Annotated in this window: 16 protein-coding genes; 10 read left to right on the forward strand and 6 right to left on the reverse strand. The window is 65.2% G+C overall.

The window, feature by feature from the left end; genetic code table 11:
• Nucleotides 1-37 precede the first annotated feature (37 nt).
• The 5 genes from hpaD (at nt 38) to hpaI (ending at nt 4,446) form a co-directional block, all read left to right on the forward strand.
• Nucleotides 38-895 (forward strand): 3,4-dihydroxyphenylacetate 2,3-dioxygenase, encoded by an 858-nt coding sequence (hpaD, locus tag AC07Y9_RS15755; RefSeq protein WP_087090589.1) that lies wholly within the window; start codon nt 38-40, stop codon nt 893-895.
• A gap of 90 nt (nt 896-985) precedes the next feature.
• On the forward strand, nt 986-1,375 hold the full coding sequence (locus AC07Y9_RS15760) for a 5-carboxymethyl-2-hydroxymuconate Delta-isomerase (protein ID WP_053261476.1): 390 nt from the start codon (nt 986-988) through the stop codon (nt 1,373-1,375).
• A gap of 145 nt (nt 1,376-1,520) precedes the next feature.
• Nucleotides 1,521-2,828 carry an MFS transporter gene (locus tag AC07Y9_RS15765; RefSeq protein WP_087090585.1) on the forward strand — a complete coding sequence of 436 codons (1,308 nt, stop codon included), beginning with the start codon at nt 1,521-1,523 and terminating at the stop codon, nt 2,826-2,828.
• 2 nt (nt 2,829-2,830) lie between these two features.
• Nucleotides 2,831-3,634: a 2-oxo-hept-4-ene-1,7-dioate hydratase gene (gene hpaH, locus AC07Y9_RS15770; protein WP_007930762.1), complete on the forward strand. Its 804-nt coding sequence runs from the start codon at nt 2,831-2,833 to the stop codon at nt 3,632-3,634.
• 11 nt (nt 3,635-3,645) lie between these two features.
• Nucleotides 3,646-4,446, forward strand: coding sequence for a 4-hydroxy-2-oxoheptanedioate aldolase (hpaI, locus tag AC07Y9_RS15775; protein ID WP_102681151.1), 801 nt, complete (start codon nt 3,646-3,648; stop codon nt 4,444-4,446).
• 191 nt (nt 4,447-4,637) lie between these two features.
• On the opposite strand, the gene AC07Y9_RS15780 is transcribed toward hpaI, so the two are convergent.
• Together AC07Y9_RS15780 and AC07Y9_RS15785 are read right to left on the reverse strand one after the other, a co-directional pair.
• Nucleotides 4,638-5,780 (reverse strand): glycerate kinase, encoded by a 1,143-nt coding sequence (locus AC07Y9_RS15780; RefSeq protein WP_102681152.1) that lies wholly within the window; start codon nt 5,778-5,780, stop codon nt 4,638-4,640.
• A gap of 224 nt (nt 5,781-6,004) precedes the next feature.
• Nucleotides 6,005-7,126 carry a sugar diacid recognition domain-containing protein gene (locus tag AC07Y9_RS15785; RefSeq protein WP_102681153.1) on the reverse strand — a complete coding sequence of 374 codons (1,122 nt, stop codon included), beginning with the start codon at nt 7,124-7,126 and terminating at the stop codon, nt 6,005-6,007.
• 243 nt (nt 7,127-7,369) lie between these two features.
• Here AC07Y9_RS15785 and AC07Y9_RS15790 point away from each other — a divergent pair, with 243 nt between their 5' ends.
• Together AC07Y9_RS15790 and AC07Y9_RS15795 are read left to right on the forward strand one after the other, a co-directional pair.
• Nucleotides 7,370-8,680: an MFS transporter gene (locus tag AC07Y9_RS15790; protein ID WP_053261482.1), complete on the forward strand. Its 1,311-nt coding sequence runs from the start codon at nt 7,370-7,372 to the stop codon at nt 8,678-8,680.
• 214 nt (nt 8,681-8,894) lie between these two features.
• Nucleotides 8,895-10,796 carry an acyl-CoA synthetase gene (locus AC07Y9_RS15795; protein ID WP_102681154.1) on the forward strand — a complete coding sequence of 634 codons (1,902 nt, stop codon included), beginning with the start codon at nt 8,895-8,897 and terminating at the stop codon, nt 10,794-10,796.
• Nucleotides 10,797-11,054: 258 nt separating this feature from the next.
• Here AC07Y9_RS15795 and AC07Y9_RS15800 read toward each other — a convergent pair whose 3' ends face one another.
• Nucleotides 11,055-11,465, reverse strand: coding sequence for a VOC family protein (locus AC07Y9_RS15800; RefSeq protein ID WP_007921777.1), 411 nt, complete (start codon nt 11,463-11,465; stop codon nt 11,055-11,057).
• A 161-nt stretch (nt 11,466-11,626) separates the two neighbouring features.
• Between AC07Y9_RS15800 and AC07Y9_RS15805 the strand changes: the two genes are divergently transcribed.
• The 3 genes from AC07Y9_RS15805 to rarD all read left to right on the forward strand — a co-directional run bounded on the left by AC07Y9_RS15805 (nt 11,627) and on the right by rarD (nt 14,705).
• On the forward strand, nt 11,627-12,526 hold the full coding sequence (locus AC07Y9_RS15805; RefSeq protein ID WP_102681155.1) for a LysR family transcriptional regulator: 900 nt from the start codon (nt 11,627-11,629) through the stop codon (nt 12,524-12,526).
• A gap of 103 nt (nt 12,527-12,629) precedes the next feature.
• Nucleotides 12,630-13,637: an aldo/keto reductase gene (locus AC07Y9_RS15810; RefSeq protein ID WP_087090569.1), complete on the forward strand. Its 1,008-nt coding sequence runs from the start codon at nt 12,630-12,632 to the stop codon at nt 13,635-13,637.
• A 186-nt stretch (nt 13,638-13,823) separates the two neighbouring features.
• Nucleotides 13,824-14,705 (forward strand): EamA family transporter RarD, encoded by an 882-nt coding sequence (gene rarD, locus AC07Y9_RS15815; RefSeq protein WP_009044210.1) that lies wholly within the window; start codon nt 13,824-13,826, stop codon nt 14,703-14,705.
• 119 nt (nt 14,706-14,824) lie between these two features.
• Here rarD and hpaR read toward each other — a convergent pair whose 3' ends face one another.
• From hpaR to AC07Y9_RS15830, 3 genes are all read right to left on the reverse strand, one after another.
• Nucleotides 14,825-15,247, reverse strand: coding sequence for a homoprotocatechuate degradation operon regulator HpaR (gene hpaR / locus AC07Y9_RS15820; protein WP_007921772.1), 423 nt, complete (start codon nt 15,245-15,247; stop codon nt 14,825-14,827).
• 144 nt (nt 15,248-15,391) lie between these two features.
• Entirely contained in the window at nt 15,392-16,468 is a 1,077-nt protein-coding gene (gene hppD / locus AC07Y9_RS15825; RefSeq protein WP_007921770.1) for a 4-hydroxyphenylpyruvate dioxygenase, read from the reverse strand.
• A 266-nt stretch (nt 16,469-16,734) separates the two neighbouring features.
• A partial coding sequence (locus tag AC07Y9_RS15830; RefSeq protein ID WP_146021868.1) for a DMT family transporter occupies nt 16,735-17,223 on the reverse strand: 489 nt, incomplete at its 5' end.

Here is a 17,223-nt window from a genome sequence, read left to right on the forward strand (position 1 = left end):
TACGGGCCGAACAATAAGATGTTTCAGGAGAAGCACCATGGGCGAAGTCGTCATGGCCGCCAAGGTCTGCCACGTTCCATCGATGTACCTGTCCGAACTGCCGGGCAAGCACCACGGCTGTCGTGAAGCGGCGATCGCCGGGCACAAGGAAATCGCCCGCCGCGCCCGTGAGCTGGGGGCCGACACCGCGGTGGTGTTCGACGTGCACTGGCTGGTCAACAGCGGTTACCACATCAACTGCGGCGAGCACTTCAAGGGCACCTACACCAGCAACGAACTGCCGCACTTCATCAAGAACATGGACTACGACTACCACGGCTGCCCGGAACTGGGCGAGCTGATTGCCGCCCAAGCCAATGCCGCCGATGTGCGCACCCTCGCCCACAACATCCCCAGCCTGGAGCTGGAGTACGGCACCCTGGTGCCGATGCGCTACATGCACATGGACGTACCGCCGGAGCAGCATTTCAAGGTGATTTCCATCGCCGCCTGGTGTGCCTGGCACAAGCTCGAAGACAGCTTCACCTTCGGCGCCGCGGTGCGCCGGGCCATCGAGAAGAGCGACCGCAAGGTCCTGGTGCTGGCCTCAGGCTCCTTGTCGCACCGTTTCTCCGACGACCGCGAGGCCGAAGCCAACATCCACAACTGGACCCGCGAGTTCGACAAACAGATGGACCTGCGAGTGGTCGAGCTGTGGCAACAGGGGCGCTTCCGCGAGTTCTGCTCGATGCTCCCGGACTATGCCGAGCACTGCTTCGGCGAAGGCCGGATGCACGACACCGCCATGCTCCTGGGCCTGCTCGGCGGCCCCGAATACAACCGGCCGGCGGAAATCGTCACCGCGCCTTTCGGCAGCTCCGGCACCGGCCAGATCAACGCCATTTTTGAGATTTGAAGCAGCGGCAAGCTGCAAGCCACAAGCCGCAAGAGGGTTATCTTGCCGCTTGCAGCTTGTAGCTTGCCGCTGCCTCCAAAGGAGGCCCCTATGCCGCATTTCATCGCTGAATACACCGACAACATCGAGCAAGCCGCCGACCTGCCAGGGCTGTTCGAGAAGGTCCACAACTACCTCGGGGCCAGCGGCGTGTTCCCGCTCGGTGGCATCCGCAGCCGCGGCGTGCGCCTGGACACCTGGCGCATGGCCGACGGCAAGCACGACTACGCCTTCGTCCATATGCGCCTGCAAGTCGGCGCCGGGCGCGACCTGGCGACAAGACGCAAGGTCGCCGAGGACCTGTTCGAGATCATCAAGGCGCACTTCGCCGAGCTCCAGGCCCAGCGCCTGCTGGCGCTGTCGTTCGAAATGAGCGAGCTGGATGCCGAGCTGAACTTCAAGCACAACAACGTGCATGAGTTTCTCAAGCGGCAAGCCTGACCTGTAGCCGCTGCCGCAGGCTGCGATAAGGCCGAAGGCCTTCAGCGAGCTTGAAGTCGCTGCGGCCGTCCCGGCCGATCGCAGCCTGCGGCAGCGGCTACAAAGTCCGTGCCCTATCGACAAGAACAATAAAAGAGACCCGCCCATGTCCAGCTCGACCCTTGCCCTGCCCAGCGCGGTGGAGACCAACGACACCTATCGCCGGATCACCTGGCGGCTGATGCCCCTGCTGTTCACCTGCTACATCTTCGCCCACCTGGACCGCATCAACATCGGCTTCGCCAAGTTGCAGATGACCCAGGACCTGGGCTTCAGCGACAGCGTCTACGGCTTCGGCGCCGGCCTGTTCTTCATCGCCTATGCGCTGTTCGGCGTGCCCAGCAACCTGGCATTGGACCGGGTCGGGCCGCGCCGCTGGATCGCCACCCTGATGGTGGTCTGGGGCCTGCTGTCCAGTGCCATGCTGCTGGTGGACAACGCCGCCGGCTTCTACCTGTTGCGCTTTCTGCTGGGGGTGGCCGAGGCCGGATTTTTCCCCGGCATCCTGGTGCTGCTCAACCGCTGGTTCCCGGCCAGCCGCCGCGGCCAGGTGACCGCGCTGTTCGCCATTGCCGTGCCCATGGCCGGGGTGATCGGCGGGCCGCTGTCGGGCTGGATTCTCGAAAGCTTTCACGACCTGGGCGGGATGCGCGGCTGGCAATGGATGTTCCTGATCGAAGGCCTGCCGGTGGTCCTGCTCGGCCTGGTGGTGCTCAAGGCGCTGCCGGAAAGCATCGACAGCGTCGCTTGGCTGAGCGCCCCACAAAAGCAGCAACTGCACGCGGCCCTGAGCGAGGAGGAACAGCACAAGCCGATCACCCGCTTCGCCGGCATCCTCCAGGACAAACATATCTGGCTGCTGGTGTGCATCTATTTCGCAGTGATGCTGGCGGTCAACACCATCGCCTTCTGGATGCCGACCCTGATCCACCACGCCGGCATCGCCCGCGACAGCCGCGTCGGCATGCTCAGCGCCCTGCCGTACCTGGCCGGCTGCCTGTTCATGATCGGTGTCGGCCGTTCCTCCGACCGCCTGCGCGAACGGCGCTGGCACCTCGGCGTGCCACTGCTGATGTCTAGCCTCGGCCTGATCGTCGCAGGCGTCGCCCCGGACAACGCCTGGCTGGTGATGGCCGGGCTGCTGGTGGCCGGCATGGGCGCCAGCGCCGCGCTGCCGATGTTCTGGCAACTGCCGCCGGCCTTTCTCGCCAGCAACACCCAGGCCGCGGGAATCGCCCTGATCAGTTCCTTCGGCAGCATCGCCGCCTTTCTCGCGCCCTACCTGATCGGCGTGGTCCGCGACGCCACCCAGAGCGCCAGCCTCGCCCTGTATGCCCTGGCCCTGCTGATCGCCTTCGGCGCCTGGCTGGTATTGCGGGTGCCAGCCCTTATCGTCAATCCCCAGGAGAAATAACCATGCTCAGCCTTTCGGACATCCAGCAGGCCGCCGCCCGCCTCGACGCCGCCGAACGCAATCGGGAACAGATCGCCCAGCTGTCGCTGGAGTTTCCCGGCATCACTATCGAGGACGCCTACGCCATCCAGCGCAGTTGGGTGGAACACAAGATCCGCGCCGGACGCAAGCTGGTCGGGCACAAGATCGGCCTGACCTCGCGGGCCATGCAGGTGTCGTCGAACATCACAGAACCGGACTTCGGCGCCCTGCTGGACGACATGCTGTTCGAGGAAGGCAGCGACATTGCGTTCCAGCGTTTTATCGTGCCGCGGGTCGAGGTGGAACTGGCGTTCATCCTCGGCAAGCCGCTCAAGGGCCCGAACTGCACGCTGTTCGATGTGCTCGACGCCACCGAATGGGTGATCCCGGCCCTGGAGATCATCGACGCGCGCATCCAGCAGGTCGACCCGCAAACCCAGGTTACGCGCAAGGTGTTCGACACCATCTCCGACAACGCCGCCAATGCCGGGGTGGTCATGGGCGGCCGCGCGGTGCGCCCCAACGATATCGACCTGCGCAAGGTGCCGGCGGTGCTCTATCGCAACGGCGTGATCGAGGAGTCCGGGGTGTCCGCCGCGGTGCTCAACCATCCGGCCAAGGGCGTGGCCTGGCTGGCCAACAAACTGGCGGCCTACGACGTCGGCCTGGAGGCCGGGCAGATCATCCTCGGCGGTTCCTTCACCCGCCCGGTGGCGGCCCGCCCCGGCGATACCTTCCACGTCGACTACGATCAGCTCGGCAGCATCGCCTGCCGTTTTGTCTGAGGAGAATGCTCATGCAACTGCCGATCAATCATTTCAAGCAACGCCTGCGCCAGGACGCGCCGCAGATCGGCCTGTGGCTGGGCCTGGCCAATGCCTATTGCGCGGAGCTGGCGGCCAACGCCGGTTTCGACTGGCTGCTGCTGGACGGCGAACACGCGCCCAACGACCTCAACAGCCTGCTCGGCCAGTTGCAGGCCATCGCGCCCTACCCGGTGCAAGGCATCATTCGCCCGCCGGTGGGCGACACCGCGCTGATCAAGCAACTGCTGGACATCGGCGCCCAGACCCTGCTGATCCCCATGGTCGAAAGCGTCGAGCAGGCCCGGCAGCTGGTACGCGCCATGCGTTATCCGCCCGCGGGCATTCGTGGCGTCGGCAGCGCCCTGGCCCGGGCGTCGCGCTGGAACAGCATTCCCGGTTACCTGGACCAGGCCGATGAGCAGATGTGCCTGCTGCTGCAGATCGAGAACCTCGAAGGCCTGGCCAACCTGGATGCCATCGCCGCCCTGGACGGGGTCGATGGTTTGTTTATCGGCCCGGCCGACCTCTCGGCGGCCATGGGCCATCGCGGCAACCCGGGGCATCCCGAGGTGGTCGCGGCGATCGAGGACGCCATCGCGCGCATCCGCAAGGCCGGCAAGGCGGCCGGGATCCTCAGCGCCAACCGGACATTGGCGCAGCGCTATATCGAGCTGGGAGCGAACTTCGTCGCCGTGGGAGTGGATACCACGGTGCTGATGAAGGGCTTGCTGGGCTTGCTGGGGCAGTACAAGGAGGTGGCGGCGCCTACCTCGGGTGGCGGGGTCTACTAGCCTCTGTAGCCGCTGCCGAGCCCCGCGAGGCTGCGATCGGTCGCACAGCGGCCGCAACGGGGCCAACGCGGTTATCCAGACCCAAAGCAATCACAGGTTTTGCGCCTGCTGCGCAGTCGATCGCAGCCTCGCAGGCTCGGCAGCGGCTACAGGTCTGCGCCTTGCAGGAGCGAGGCTTGCCCGCGATGGCCTCAGCCCTGGCGCGCCGCCAGGCGCCAGACCCGGGCGATGTCCGCGGCCCTGTCGCGCAACAGGCGCGGCGCCTCGGCACAGGCCTGCTCCAGGGTCATGGGGCCGCTGGCCAGGGCAAAGGCCGCATCCACCCCGTGCTCATACATCTGCTCGTAGCCCTCGCCCAGGGTCCCGGCGATCACAATCACCGGCACCTGGTGCTGCTTGGCGATGCGCGCCACGCCAAAGGGGGTCTTGCCGCGCAGGGTCTGAGCGTCGAAGCGACCTTCGCCGGTAATCACCAGGTCCGCGCCCTGCACGGCTTCGGCCAGCCCCACCAGCTCGGCCACCACGTCCACCCCCGGACGAAACCGCGCGCCGAGGAACGCCTTGGCGGCGAACCCCAGGCCACCGGCGGCGCCGCTGCCCGGCTCGTCGCGCACGTCCTTGCCCAGCACCCGCGCGGCCTGGTCGGCGAACTGGCCGAGGGCGCGGTCCAGTTGTTCGACCTGCTGCGGCGACGCGCCCTTCTGCGGGCCGAAAATTGCCGAGGCGCCATGGGGGCCGCAGAGCGGGTTGTCGACGTCGGCGGCGATCTCGAAACGCACCTCGGCCAGGCGTGGATCGAGGTGGCTCAGGTCGACCCGCGCCACCCGCGCCAGGGCCAGGCCGCCCAGAGGCAAGACCTGGCCATCGCGATCCAGCAGGCGCACGCCCAGCGCCTGCAAGGCACCGCTGCCGGCGTCGTTGGTGGCGCTGCCGCCGATGGCCAGGATCACCCGCCGCGCGCCGGCATCCAGGGCCGCGCGGATCAGTTCGCCGGTGCCGAGGGTGCTGCTGGTACAGGCATCGCGCTGGCCCGGCGGCACCAGTTGCAGGCCACTGGCCTCGGCCATTTCGATGATCGCGGTGTGGCTCTGCGGCAGCCAGCCCCAGCGCGCCTCCACCGGTGCGCCCAGCGGTCCCTGGACCCGGGTGGTGCGCAACTGGCCCTCGCAGGCATCGAGGATCGACTCCACGGTGCCTTCGCCGCCGTCCGCCATCGGGCACTGGATCAGCTGCGCGTCCGGCCACACCCGCGTCAGGCCGTCGGCGATGGCGCTGGCCACGCCAGAGGCACTCAGGCTGTCCTTGAAGGAGTCGGGGGCGATGATGATTTTCATGGGCTATCTCCGGTTCTTATGGCGCCCATGCTGCCAGTTGGCCGCGACCTTGACCCCGGTCCGCTGCACAAGTGTGGGGCGGCTTTATTGTTCATTTTCACAATCATAGGAGCCAGACGCAGTCCTGTAGGAGCGAGGCTTGCCCGCGATCAAGGCGCCGCGGTGTATCAGGCTCACTGCAGTGTGGCCATCTTGGGCAAGCCTCGCTCCTACGAATGCTGTGGTCAGGGTGCATCGGTCTGCGGCAACAGTTGCACCCCCAGGTACAGCGCCAGCATGCCGTCGAGCTTGAGCGGGTCGACGCCGCTGAGCTCGGCGATGCGTTCCATGCGGTAGCGCAGGCTGTTGCGGTGGATGCCCAGGGCGTCGGCGCAGGCCTGGCTCTGGCCGTCGTGGTCGCACCAGCTGCGCAGGGTCGCCAACAGCTGGCCATTGGCGTCCTTGGCGATGACCTTGCGCAAGGGGCTGAGCAACTCGTCCAGGGCATCATCATTGCGGTGGCGCCAGAGCATCACCGGCAGGCGGAAACGATTGAGGGTCAGCAAGCGCGACTGGGGCAGCACATCACGGCCATAGGCGAGCAAGTCGCCGACCCGCCGGTAGCAACGGCGCAGCCCCGCCAGCCCGTCGGCCTGGCCGCCCACGGCGATGCGCAGGATGTTCCAGCCCAGGCTGTCGAGTTTCTCCAGCAGCCGTGGGTTGTCGACGCTCAGGGTCGCCGGCCGGCACCACAGCAACGAGGACTTGGCCGAGCTGACGCACCAGCTGTCCGGGTAACGGGACATCAGCCAGGTACTCAGGGCCTCGACGGTCTGCGCCCCGCCCTCCTGGGGCTGGCCCAGTTCGAACAGATAAGGCGTGCGTGGCAACTGCGGCTTGAGGCCCATCTGCTGCGCCTCGTCCACCAGCCGCGGCGAATCCCCACTGTCGCTGAGCAACAGCGCCAGCAAGTCGTCGCAACGCTGGCGGCGCCATTGCTGTTCGGCCTGCTGGTGGCGCTGGCCCACCAGCATCTCGGCGGTCATGCGCACCAGCTCGGCATAGGTGCGCAGCAGTTCCGGCTCGCCGGTGATGCCCAGCACGCCGATCAACCGCTGGTCGTGCAGCAGCGGCAGGTTGATCCCCGGTTGCACGCCCTTGAGGTGCTTGGCGGTCTGCGCGTCGATCTCCACCACCCGGCCGTTGGCCAGCACCAGTTGCGCGCCTTCGTGGCGGGTATTGATGCGCTCGGGCTCGCCGCTGCCAAGGATCAGGCCCTGGCTGTCCATGACGTTGACGTTGTAGGGCAGGATGGCCATCGTCCGGTCGACAATGTCCTGCGCCAGGTCGTGATCCAGTTCGAACATAGCGGCGTGATCCTAGGCTCTCTACGAAAAGTGGCTGCATGCTGGGCGCCTTCGGCGCTACGCGGGCCATGCTGCGTTAAAAACAGGCTCGGGGCGATGGCGAAGGCTTGTTCACCGGCACAGGGGATGCCGGCAAAGCCTGTGCGCCGGCACAAAGACAGCGGCCCATGGGGTGACCGAGACTCTCGGGGCGATCAACGTTAACCTCGCATCGCAAAAAATCATAATAAAGAGAGACACGCCATGTCACAGAGCGCCGCTGCCACCCTGGCCACCGATGACGATAAAAACGCCGTCTACAAGCGCATCACCCTGCGCCTGATCCCCTTCATCTTCATCTGCTACCTGTTCAACTACCTGGACCGGGTGAACGTCGGCTTTGCCAAGCTGCAGATGCTCGATGCCCTGAAGTTCAGCGAAACCGTCTACGGCCTCGGTGCCGGAATCTTCTTCATCGGCTACGTGCTGTGCGGCGTGCCGAGCAACCTGGCGCTGAACAAGTTCGGCCCGCGGCGCTGGATCGCGCTGATGATGATCGCCTGGGGCACGCTGTCGACCTGCCTGCTGTTCGTCACCACCCCGACCCAGTTCTACAGCCTGCGCCTGCTCACCGGCGCCGCCGAAGCCGGCTTCTTCCCCGGCGTGGTGCTGTACCTCTCGCAGTGGTTCCCGAGCTTTCGCCGCGGGCGCATCATGGCCCTGTTCATGTCGGCGATCCCGGTGTCCGGCCTGCTCGGCAGCCCGTTCTCCGGCTGGATCCTCAACCACTTCGCCGCGGGCCAGGGCGGCATGGCCGGCTGGCAGTGGATGTTCCTGCTGCAGGGCATCCCCACGGTGATCCTCGGCGCCCTGGCGTACTTCCTGCTCAATGACAACTTCGCCCACGCCAAGTGGCTGAGCCCGCAGGAACGCGCGCTGCTGGAAGCCGACCAGGCCGAAGACGCCGCGAGCAAGCCACGCACCAGCGGCGACTCCCTGGCGGCGGTGTTCAAGAACCCGGCCATCTGGGCTTTCGGCCTGATCTACTTCTGCATCCAGAGCGGCGTGTACGCCATCAACTTCTGGCTGCCGTCGATCATCAAGAACCTCGGCTTCAGCGACAACCTGGTGATCGGTTGGCTCAGCGCCATTCCCTATCTGCTGGCGGCGCTGTTCATGCTGATGGTCGGGCGCTCGGCCGACCTGCGCCAGGAACGCCGCTGGCATTTGGTAGTACCGATGCTGATGGGCGCCATCGGCCTGGTGATCGCGGTCAACTTCGCCGCCAACCCGACCATCGCCATCCTCGGCCTGACCCTCGCCACCATGGGCGCCCTCACCGGCCTGCCGATGTTCTGGCCGGTGCCGACCGCGCTGCTGAGCGCCGGCGCCGCCGCGGGTGGCCTGGCGCTGATCAACTCCATGGGCCAGATGGCCGGCTTCCTCAGCCCCTACATCGTCGGCTGGGTCAAGGACAGCACCGGCTCCACCGACGCCGCGCTGTACCTGCTGGCCGGGGTCATCGTCGCTGGCAGCCTGCTGGCGCTGCGCATGACCCGCACGCTGAAACGCTGAGCCATACCTCCGAGCCTGCCACCGGGCCTGCCCTCTGGCGGGCCCGGCTTCCCGGGACAAACCGCGGTTTGTCATCGCCTCGCTACAAAAAGCAACAGCCGACCTCAGCGCCCCCGTGGTATATCGGACAGACGTCCGGCCGCGGCAGTTTTCCATTGGCTGGATCGATTGATGACTCCCTCGCAGACCTTACCGAAGGAAGACCCACACGATCATGACCGCGCCCATCTCCCTCGCCCGCCTCAGCGATATCCAAGCCCTCGAACAACAACAGCCCCTGGCCCAGCGCAATCTTCCCGCCAGCACCTATGAACTGTTGCAACGCTCGGCCAGCCGTTTCGGCGAGCGCACCGCCCTGACCTTCCTGCCCCAGGGCAGCATCCAGGACCAGCCCTGGAACATCAGCTACGCCGAGTTGTTCGCCCAGGTCACCCGTACCGCCAACGCCCTGCACCGGCTGGGCATCCGCCCGGGCAAGGCGGTGTCGTTCCTGCTACCCAACCTGCCGCAGACCCATTACGTGATCTGGGGCGGCGAGGCCGCCGGGATCGTCAACGCCATCAACCCGCTGCTGGAGCCTGCGCACATCGCCGAACTGGTCCGCGCCTCGCGCACCACGGTGCTGGTGACCCTGGCGCCCTTCCCCGGCACCGACCTCTGGCAAAAGGTCGCCAACCTGCGCGAACGCCTGCCGGAGCTGGAGGCCATCGTCACCATCGACTTGGCCAACCTGCTGCCCGAGCCGCAACGCAGCGCGATCCAGAGCCAGCGCCCGGCGATGCCGGAAGACGTGCTGGACTTCGACAGCCTGCTGGCCGCCTGCCCCGCCGACCACCTGGAAAGCGGCCGGGCGATCCAGCCGGACGACATCGCCTCGTACTTCCACACCGGCGGCACCACCGGCACGCCGAAACTGGCGCCCCACAGCCACCTCAATGAAGTGGCGATGGCCGAGATCATTAGCCTGCACGGCGACTACGACAGCAGCGATGTGCTGCTCTGCGGGCTGCCGCTGTTCCATGTCAACGGCGTGATGGTCACCGGCCTGTCCGCCTTCCACCGCGGCGCCCGGGTGCTACTGGCCGGCCCCCAGGGCTACCGCAACCCGACCCTGATCAAGGATTTCTGGCAGTTGGTGGAGCGTTATCGGGTCAGCTGTTTCAGCGGCGTACCGACCATCTATGCCGCGTTGCTGCAAGTGCCCAATGACGGCATCGATGTCTCCAGCCTGCGTTTTGCCGTGTGTGGCGCCGCGCCCATGCCGGTGGAACTGATCCGTCAGTTCGAAGCGCGTTCGGGGCTGAAGATCATCGAAGGCTACGGCCTCACCGAAGGCACCTGCGCCACCAGTTGCAACCCCCAGGACGGCGAGCGCCGCCCCGGCTCCATCGGCCTGCGCCTGCCGTACTGCGAGGTCAAGATCGCCGTGCTCGACAGCGACGGCCATTACCTGCGCGACGCCGCCACCGACGAACCCGGCAACGTCTGCCTGCGCGGGCCGACAGTGTTCAAGGGCTATCTGCAGGCCGACAAGAACCAGGGCCTGTGGCTCGACGGCGGCTGGTTCAACACCGGTGACCTGGGGCGCATCGACCGGGACGGCTACATCTGGCTCACCGGACGCAGCAAGGACCTGATCATCCGCGGCGGCCACAATATCGACCCGCAGATGATCGAAGAAGCCCTGCACCGCCATCCGGCCGTGGCCATGGCCGCGGCGGTGGGCAAGCCGGACATCAAGGCCGGCGAGCTGCCGGTGGTGTATGTCCAGCTCAAGGCTGGCGCCAGCGCCGACCCGGGAGAATTGCTGGAGCACGCCGCGCGCCATATCCACGAACGGGCCGCGCTGCCCAAGGACGTCTGGCTGCTCGAGCAGATCCCCTTGACGGCCGTGGGCAAGACCTTCAAGCCGGCCCTGCGCCTGGACGCCATTCGCCGGGTGTTCGAAGACGAGGTGCGCCAGGTTGCCGAGGGCATCCGCGTCGAAGCCGTCAGCGACGATCGCCACGGGCAACGGGTGGATATCCATGTGCCCGGCCTGGACGCCACCCGCCGCGCGGCCCTGGAGCAGCGTCTGAGCGGTTATGCGGTGCGCTACCAGTTGCATTCGGCCTGAATTGCCGGCGGCCCCGGCCATCGGGGTCGCCGCGCTTCAAGGCATTCACCTGTAGCCGCTGTCGCAGGCTGCGATCGGTTTGGGCGGCACTCCGTGCGAAGCAGCCGTGACCGGAGAGAAGCCGTTTTGCTGACAGACCGCGTCATGGCTGATGGCGAGTCCTGCGGCCTCGATCGCAGCCTGCGGCAGCGGCTACAGTTTCGGCTTCTGCGCTGACGGACCAGATGCTTGCGCCCCCCGTATTGGCGCGGCCATGTTTCAGGCCGGCGCGCCGCCATCCGCCGCATAGCGATACCCCGGATGCAGGTCGGGGCTCGCCGGTGCGTCCAGTTCCAGTACCAGGCCACCCGGTATCCGCACGAAAATCTGCCAGGTGCCGTCCTGCGGTACTTGCGCCACCTGATGCGGCAAGCCGCTGGCCTGGACCCGCTGCAATACCTGCGCGGCATCCTCCTCGGTCCTGAAGGCGATATGGCTGAGCGCGGTCTCGGCGAAGGTCGGTTGTTCAATCACGTGCACCAGCGCCTGCCCGTCCTGGTACAGCCAGCGTCCGGGAAAGGGAAACGGCGGGCGCCGCCCAGCCTGCAGCCCAAGCAAGGCCTGGAATGCCTGCTGCAAGGCATCGCCCTCGGCGGTGTTGAAGGCCAGATGGTCGAAGTGCCAGGTCATGACACACCTCCGCCACCGATGACGGCGGTGCGATCCGGCAAGAACGTACTGAGCGCTTTCATGGGGTCACCCTGGTGCGATGGAAGTGACTGCATATTCTCAGCTTGATAATCGAGGAAAAATCCCGGTAAAACGCAAGGATCTTTAAAGGATTTTTAGCAATGAGCTCGATTCTCGACCTTGAGGTCTTCGTCCGTACCGCCGATTCCGGCAGCATTTCCGCCGCCGCCCGCAGCCTGGAATTGACCCCCGCCGCCGCCAGCATCGCCCTCAAGCGCCTGGAAACCCGCCTGGGCATGCGTTTGCTGGCGCGTTCGACCCGCAGCATGCGCCTTACCGAAGAAGGCCGGCGCTACCTGGACAGCGTGCGCGTGGCGCTGGCGGCCCTGGCGGAGGGCGAACAGGCGCTGAAGCAACAGAGCCAGGGCCTCAGCGGCGTGCTGCAACTGGCGGCGCCGTCGGACTTCGGGCGCAACCTGCTGCTGCCCTGGCTGGACGACTTCAAGCGCGAACACCCGCATATCCGCCTGCAACTGTTGCTCAACGACCGGCACAGCGACCTGTTCCGCGAGACCGTCGACGTCGCCCTGCGCTTCGGCGTGCCCAGCGATTCCAGCCTGGTGGCCCTGCCGATCCTGCCGCGGCATCACCGGCTGGCTTGTGCCAGCCCCGATTACCTGGCGCGCCACGGCACCCCGCAGACACCCGCCGAACTGGGCGAGCACAGTGCCCTGATCTATCTGCGCAACGGTCGCCCCTACAACAGCTGGCATTTCAGCCGCGACGGCGAGGTGCAGGAGGTCCAGATGCGCGGCGACTACCTCAGCGACGACGGTGAAGTGGCGCGGCGCTGGGCCCTGGCCGGCCATGGCATCGCCTACAAGGCCTGGCTGGATGTGGCCAGCGATATCCGCGCCGGGCGCCTGATACCCCTGCTCGGCGACTGGCAAGGCGAAAGCGTGCCGCTCAACCTGCTGTGCCCGCACCGTTTGCAGGTCTCGGAACGGGTGAAGGTGCTGCAACGCTTTTTGCAGGCCCGCTGCCAGTTACTGGCGGGATAATTCAGATTGCCCCCTACGCCCGTTCTGGTATTTGATGGGCGTCCCATGACCGGTCGCTGGCCGTTGTCGCGCCGGCCTTACCTCACGCACAAGGATTTCGTACATGAGCTATCGCATCCTCGGCCATTCCGGGCTGCACGTGTCCCCCCTGACCCTCGGCACCATGATGTTCGGCGAACAGACCAGTACCGAGGACTCCCTGCGCATCATCGACAAGGCCTGGGACCAGGGCATCAATTTCATCGACACCGCCGACGTCTACACCAGCGGCCGCTCCGAAGAGATCGTCGGCGAAGCCATCGCCAGCCAGCGTGACCAATGGGTGCTGGCGACCAAGGTCGGCTTCGGCCCCGTCGATGGCGTGCCCAACCGCAGCGGCCTGAGCCGCAAGCACATGTTCAATGGCATCGACGCCAGCCTGACCCGCCTGGGCACCGATTACATCGACATCTACTACCTGCACCGCGAAGACCACAACACGCCGCTGGAAGTCACGGTGTCGGCCATCGGCGACCTGCTGCGCCAGGGCAAGATCCGCTACTGGGGCCTGTCCAACTACCGCGGCTGGCGCATCGCCGAGGTGATCCGCGTCGCCGACCGGCTCGGCGTCGACCGGCCGGTGATCAGCCAACCGCTGTACAACATCGTCAACCGCCAGGCCGAGACCGAACAGATCACCGCGGCCCAGGCCTACGGGCTCGGCGTGGTGCCCTACAGCCCGCTGGCCCGTGGCGTGCTCAGCGGCAAGTACGCGCCGGATGTCGCCCCCGACAGCAACAGCCGCGCCGGACGCCAGGACAAACGCATCCTGGAAACCGAATGGCGCGTCGAGTCGCTGCGCATCGCCCAGCAGATCCAGCAGTACACCCAGGGGCGCGGGGTCGGCATGGTCGAGTTCGCCATCGCCTGGGTGCTGAACAATGCCGCGGTCAGCTCAGCGATCGTCGGCCCGCGCACCGAGGAACAGTGGGACGCCTACACCAAGGCGCTGGACGTGAAGATCAGCGCCGAGGATGAAGCCTTCATCGATTCGCTGGTCACTCCGGGGCATGCCTCGACCCCGGGCTTCAACGACGTCAGCCACTTCGTCTCCGGACGCACGCCGCGCTGACCTCCCCCACAGCGGTGGCCCCTTCCGCGGGCCACCTGCTGCCGCGCTGCCGGTCAGTGGCGGCAAACGGGATATTTTCCCGTAACTTGCGATAAATCCGAGTAAACGTCTCGCGCCAAACCCTCTATATTCCCCGCAGTTTTTCCCTCCATCCCATTTGCCTGGTTCAGGTCACACGAGGACAGCTTGTCTAAAGGTATTGCTCTATCGGTCTTGGCGTCGGTGCTGTTTGCCGTCATGTATTTCTACACCTCCTTGCTGGCCCCGCTGACCGGGGTGGAGATTTTCGGCTGGCGCATGCTGCTTACCGCCCCATGCATGACGGTATTCATGCTGGTGAGCGGCGAATGGCGGCATGTCGGCGCCATCCTCAAGAGACTGCTGGGCCAACCGCTTCTGCTGCTGGCGCTGCCGCTGTCCGCGGCGCTGCTCGGGGTGCAGCTGTGGCTGTTCATGTGGGCACCGTTGAATGGCTACAGCCTGGACGTGTCGCTGGGGTATTTTTTGCTGCCGCTGACCATGGTCCTGACCGGGCGCATCGTCTACGGCGAACAGCTGTCGCGGCTGCAAAAGATCGCCGCCGGCCTGGCGACCCTGGGGGTGCTCAACGAGTTGTATCAGGTGGGCAGTTTTTCCTGGGCGACGCTCGTGGTGGCCATCGGTTATCCCGTCTATTTCGTGCTACGCAAACGCCTGGCCGCCGACAACCTGGGCGGCCTGTGGCTCGATATGGCCCTGCTGTTGCCGATCGCGCTGTGGTTCGTGCAAGGCGGCGAGCAGGGTTTTGCCGTGGTCGATCAACACCCCTGGCTGTACCTGCTGATTCCGTTGCTGGGGTTGATCAGTGCTTCGGCGCTGGTGGCCTATATCATCGCCAGCCGTCTGCTGCCCTTCAGCCTGTTCGGCTTGTTGAGCTATGTCGAACCGGTGTTGCTGCTGGCCGTGGCCCTGCTGCTGGGGGAAAGCATCAAGGCCGGGGAATGGCTGACCTACCTGCCGATCTGGCTGGCGGTGCTGGTGCTGGTGTACGAGGGGTTCAAGCACTTGATGCGCCAGCGCAGAAGCTGATGCGGCTGTTGCTGTTGCTGTTGTAGGAGCGAAGCTTGCTCGCGATGAATGCGACGCGGATCACCTGTTGCTCCGAGTTGTCGGCATCGCGGGCAAGCCTCGCTCCTACGGAAGATGGGTCAGGGTTTGATCTGCTTCAGTTCGTTGAGCAGGGCCAGCAAGGCCTGCATCTTCTCCTCGCCGAACTGCTGTTGGATGCGCTGGTAGTTGATTTCCATGTCGCCGCTCATGGACTCGAAACAGGCCTCGCCCTTTTCCGTCAGGGTGATGAACAGGCGGCGCTGGTCCTCGGGGGATTTGCGCCGGCTGACATATTCGTCGCGCTCCAGGCGGGTCAGCACACCGGTCATGCTCGGAGGCAGGATGCAGGCCATTTTCGCCAGTTGATGACTTTCCAGTTCGCCGTTCTGGCGCAGGATGCGGATCACCCGCCACTGCTGCTCGGTCAGGTCGTGCTGGTTGAGGGATGGGCGAAAAAACGCCATGGCCGCTTCGCGGGCCTGGAGCAGGGTCAATGTCAGGGAAGGTCTTGGGTTGGTCATGTGCGGGTCGTTCACAGGGCTGGATGGCGACGCGGAGCGTCACAAAGGCCGAACATTAACACATTCACAATCGCCAACCGACAGGCAAGAAAAAGCCCGGTCGAGAATGCCCCGACCGGGCTCGATTGTCAGGCAGGCCGCGACTTAGTCGGTGGACAGCACGCCACGACGGACCTGGTCGCGCTCGATCGATTCGAACAGCGCCTTGAAGTTGCCTTCGCCGAAACCATCGTCGCCTTTACGCTGGATGAATTCGAAGAACACCGGGCCCATCAGGGTTTCCGAGAAGATCTGCAGCAGCAGGCGCTTGTCGCCCTCTTCCGAGGAGCCGTCCAGCAGGATGCCCCGCGACTGCAGCTCGTTCACCGGCTCGCCGTGGTTCGGCAGGCGGCCTTCGAGCATTTCGTAGTAGGTATCCGGTGGCGCGGTCATGAAGCGCATGCCGATCTTCTTCAACTGATCCCAGGTCTTGATCAGGTCGTCGGTGAGGAAGGCCACGTGCTGGATGCCCTCGCCGTTGAACTGCATCAGGAACTCTTCGATCTGCCCGGCGCCCTTGGACGACTCTTCGTTCAGCGGGATGCGGATCATGCCATCGGGCGCGGTCATGGCCTTGGAAGTCAGGCCGGTGTATTCGCCCTTGATGTCGAAGTAACGGATCTCGCGGAAGTTGAACAGCTTCTCGTAGAAGCCGGCCCAGTAAGCCATGCGCCCGCGGTACACGTTGTGGGTCAGGTGGTCGATGATCTTCAGGCCGGCGCCTTTTGGATGACGGTCGACGCCTTCCAGGAACACGAAGTCGATGTCATAGATCGAGCTGCCTTCGCCGAAGCGGTCGATCAGGTACAGCGGCGCGCCGCCGATGCCTTTGATCGCTGGCAGGTTCAGCTCCATCGGGCCGGTTTCGATGTGGATCGGCTGGGCGCCGAGTTCCAGGGCACGCTTGTAGGCCTTTTGCGAATCCTTGACGCGGAACGCCATGCCGCACACCGACGGACCATGCTCGGCGGCGAAGTACGAAGCGACGCTGTGGGGCTCGTTGTTGAGGATCAGGTTGATCGCACCCTGGCGATACAGGTGCACGTCTTTGGAGCGGTGGGTCGCGACTTTGCTGAAACCCATGATCTCGAAGATCGGCTCGAGGGTATTGGGGGTCGGCGATGCGAATTCGATGAATTCAAAGCCCATCAGGCCCATCGGGTTTTCGAAGATATCTGCCATGGTTGGCGCCTCATCATGCTTTTAGAATCAATAGCTTGGAATTAACGGATCGTTAGTTGCTAGCAATGCTGAGGCAGGCAGGTGGCGCGCAAGAGATGCCCCGCACGCTGCGCGCGAGGAAGTCACCGTAAATCAGTTGAAACCCGAGAATCTTCATGTCGACCCTTGTCTTACCGGCTGGGGGGCGAGGCTTCTGCTGCCAGAAGACTTTATTATTGTATGCGTAACCAGATTCTACACAGCGTAAAACTGTTTGTCCGCACTCTCTATAAAATCCGCTTTTTTTCCAGGCTCGCAAGGGGTTTGTTGCACTGGTAAATGCCCCACAGGATCAACCCGCCGCCCAGGCACATGGCCAGGCTCAGACGCTCGTCCAGCAGCAGCGCGCCAAGGATCACCGCGGTCAGCGGATTGAGCGCGATAAACACCCCCGAGCGGGTCGCGCCGATCTTGCGCAGGCCGTCGTAATACCAGATATACGCCAGGGCCGAGCCCAGCACGCCGAGGTACAACAAGCTCAGGCCCTGCTCCAGGGTCAGGCTCGACAGCGCTTCGAGCCGTACCTCGCCGCGCAGGGCCGCGGTGCTGCAGAGCATTGCCGTGCCCAGCAGGATCGAATAGGTCACGGTCTGCAAGGGGCCCAGGGTCTGGTTCAGGGTACGCGAAAACAACGAATAGACGCCCCAGCCCAGCACGCAGCCGAAAATCAGCAGGTCCCCGCGCCAACTGCCCGGCCCGCTGGACAAGGCCCCCGG

The sequence above is a fragment of the Pseudomonas sp. GW456-L12 genome, from assembly GCF_059424045.1.

Excerpts from the sequence above, each read along its gene's own strand:
- AC07Y9_RS15790 (WP_053261482.1), top strand. The coding sequence starts at position 7,370 with ATGTCACAGAGCGCCGCTGCCACCCTGGCCACCGATGACGATAAAAAC.
- hpaD (WP_087090589.1), top strand. The coding sequence starts at position 38 with ATGGGCGAAGTCGTCATGGCCGCCAAGGTCTGCCACGTTCCATCGATG.
- AC07Y9_RS15780 (WP_102681152.1), bottom strand. The coding sequence starts at position 5,780 with ATGAAAATCATCATCGCCCCCGACTCCTTCAAGGACAGCCTGAGTGCC.
- AC07Y9_RS15810 (WP_087090569.1), top strand. The coding sequence starts at position 12,630 with ATGAGCTATCGCATCCTCGGCCATTCCGGGCTGCACGTGTCCCCCCTG.
- AC07Y9_RS15765 (WP_087090585.1), top strand. The coding sequence starts at position 1,521 with ATGTCCAGCTCGACCCTTGCCCTGCCCAGCGCGGTGGAGACCAACGAC.
- AC07Y9_RS15785 (WP_102681153.1), bottom strand. The coding sequence starts at position 7,126 with ATGTTCGAACTGGATCACGACCTGGCGCAGGACATTGTCGACCGGACG.
- AC07Y9_RS15795 (WP_102681154.1), top strand. The coding sequence starts at position 8,895 with ATGACCGCGCCCATCTCCCTCGCCCGCCTCAGCGATATCCAAGCCCTC.
- hppD (WP_007921770.1), bottom strand. The coding sequence starts at position 16,468 with ATGGCAGATATCTTCGAAAACCCGATGGGCCTGATGGGCTTTGAATTC.
- AC07Y9_RS15760 (WP_053261476.1), top strand. The coding sequence starts at position 986 with ATGCCGCATTTCATCGCTGAATACACCGACAACATCGAGCAAGCCGCC.
- AC07Y9_RS15805 (WP_102681155.1), top strand. The coding sequence starts at position 11,627 with ATGAGCTCGATTCTCGACCTTGAGGTCTTCGTCCGTACCGCCGATTCC.
- hpaI (WP_102681151.1), top strand. The coding sequence starts at position 3,646 with ATGCAACTGCCGATCAATCATTTCAAGCAACGCCTGCGCCAGGACGCG.
- AC07Y9_RS15800 (WP_007921777.1), bottom strand. The coding sequence starts at position 11,465 with ATGACCTGGCACTTCGACCATCTGGCCTTCAACACCGCCGAGGGCGAT.
- hpaR (WP_007921772.1), bottom strand. The coding sequence starts at position 15,247 with ATGACCAACCCAAGACCTTCCCTGACATTGACCCTGCTCCAGGCCCGC.
- hpaH (WP_007930762.1), top strand. The coding sequence starts at position 2,831 with ATGCTCAGCCTTTCGGACATCCAGCAGGCCGCCGCCCGCCTCGACGCC.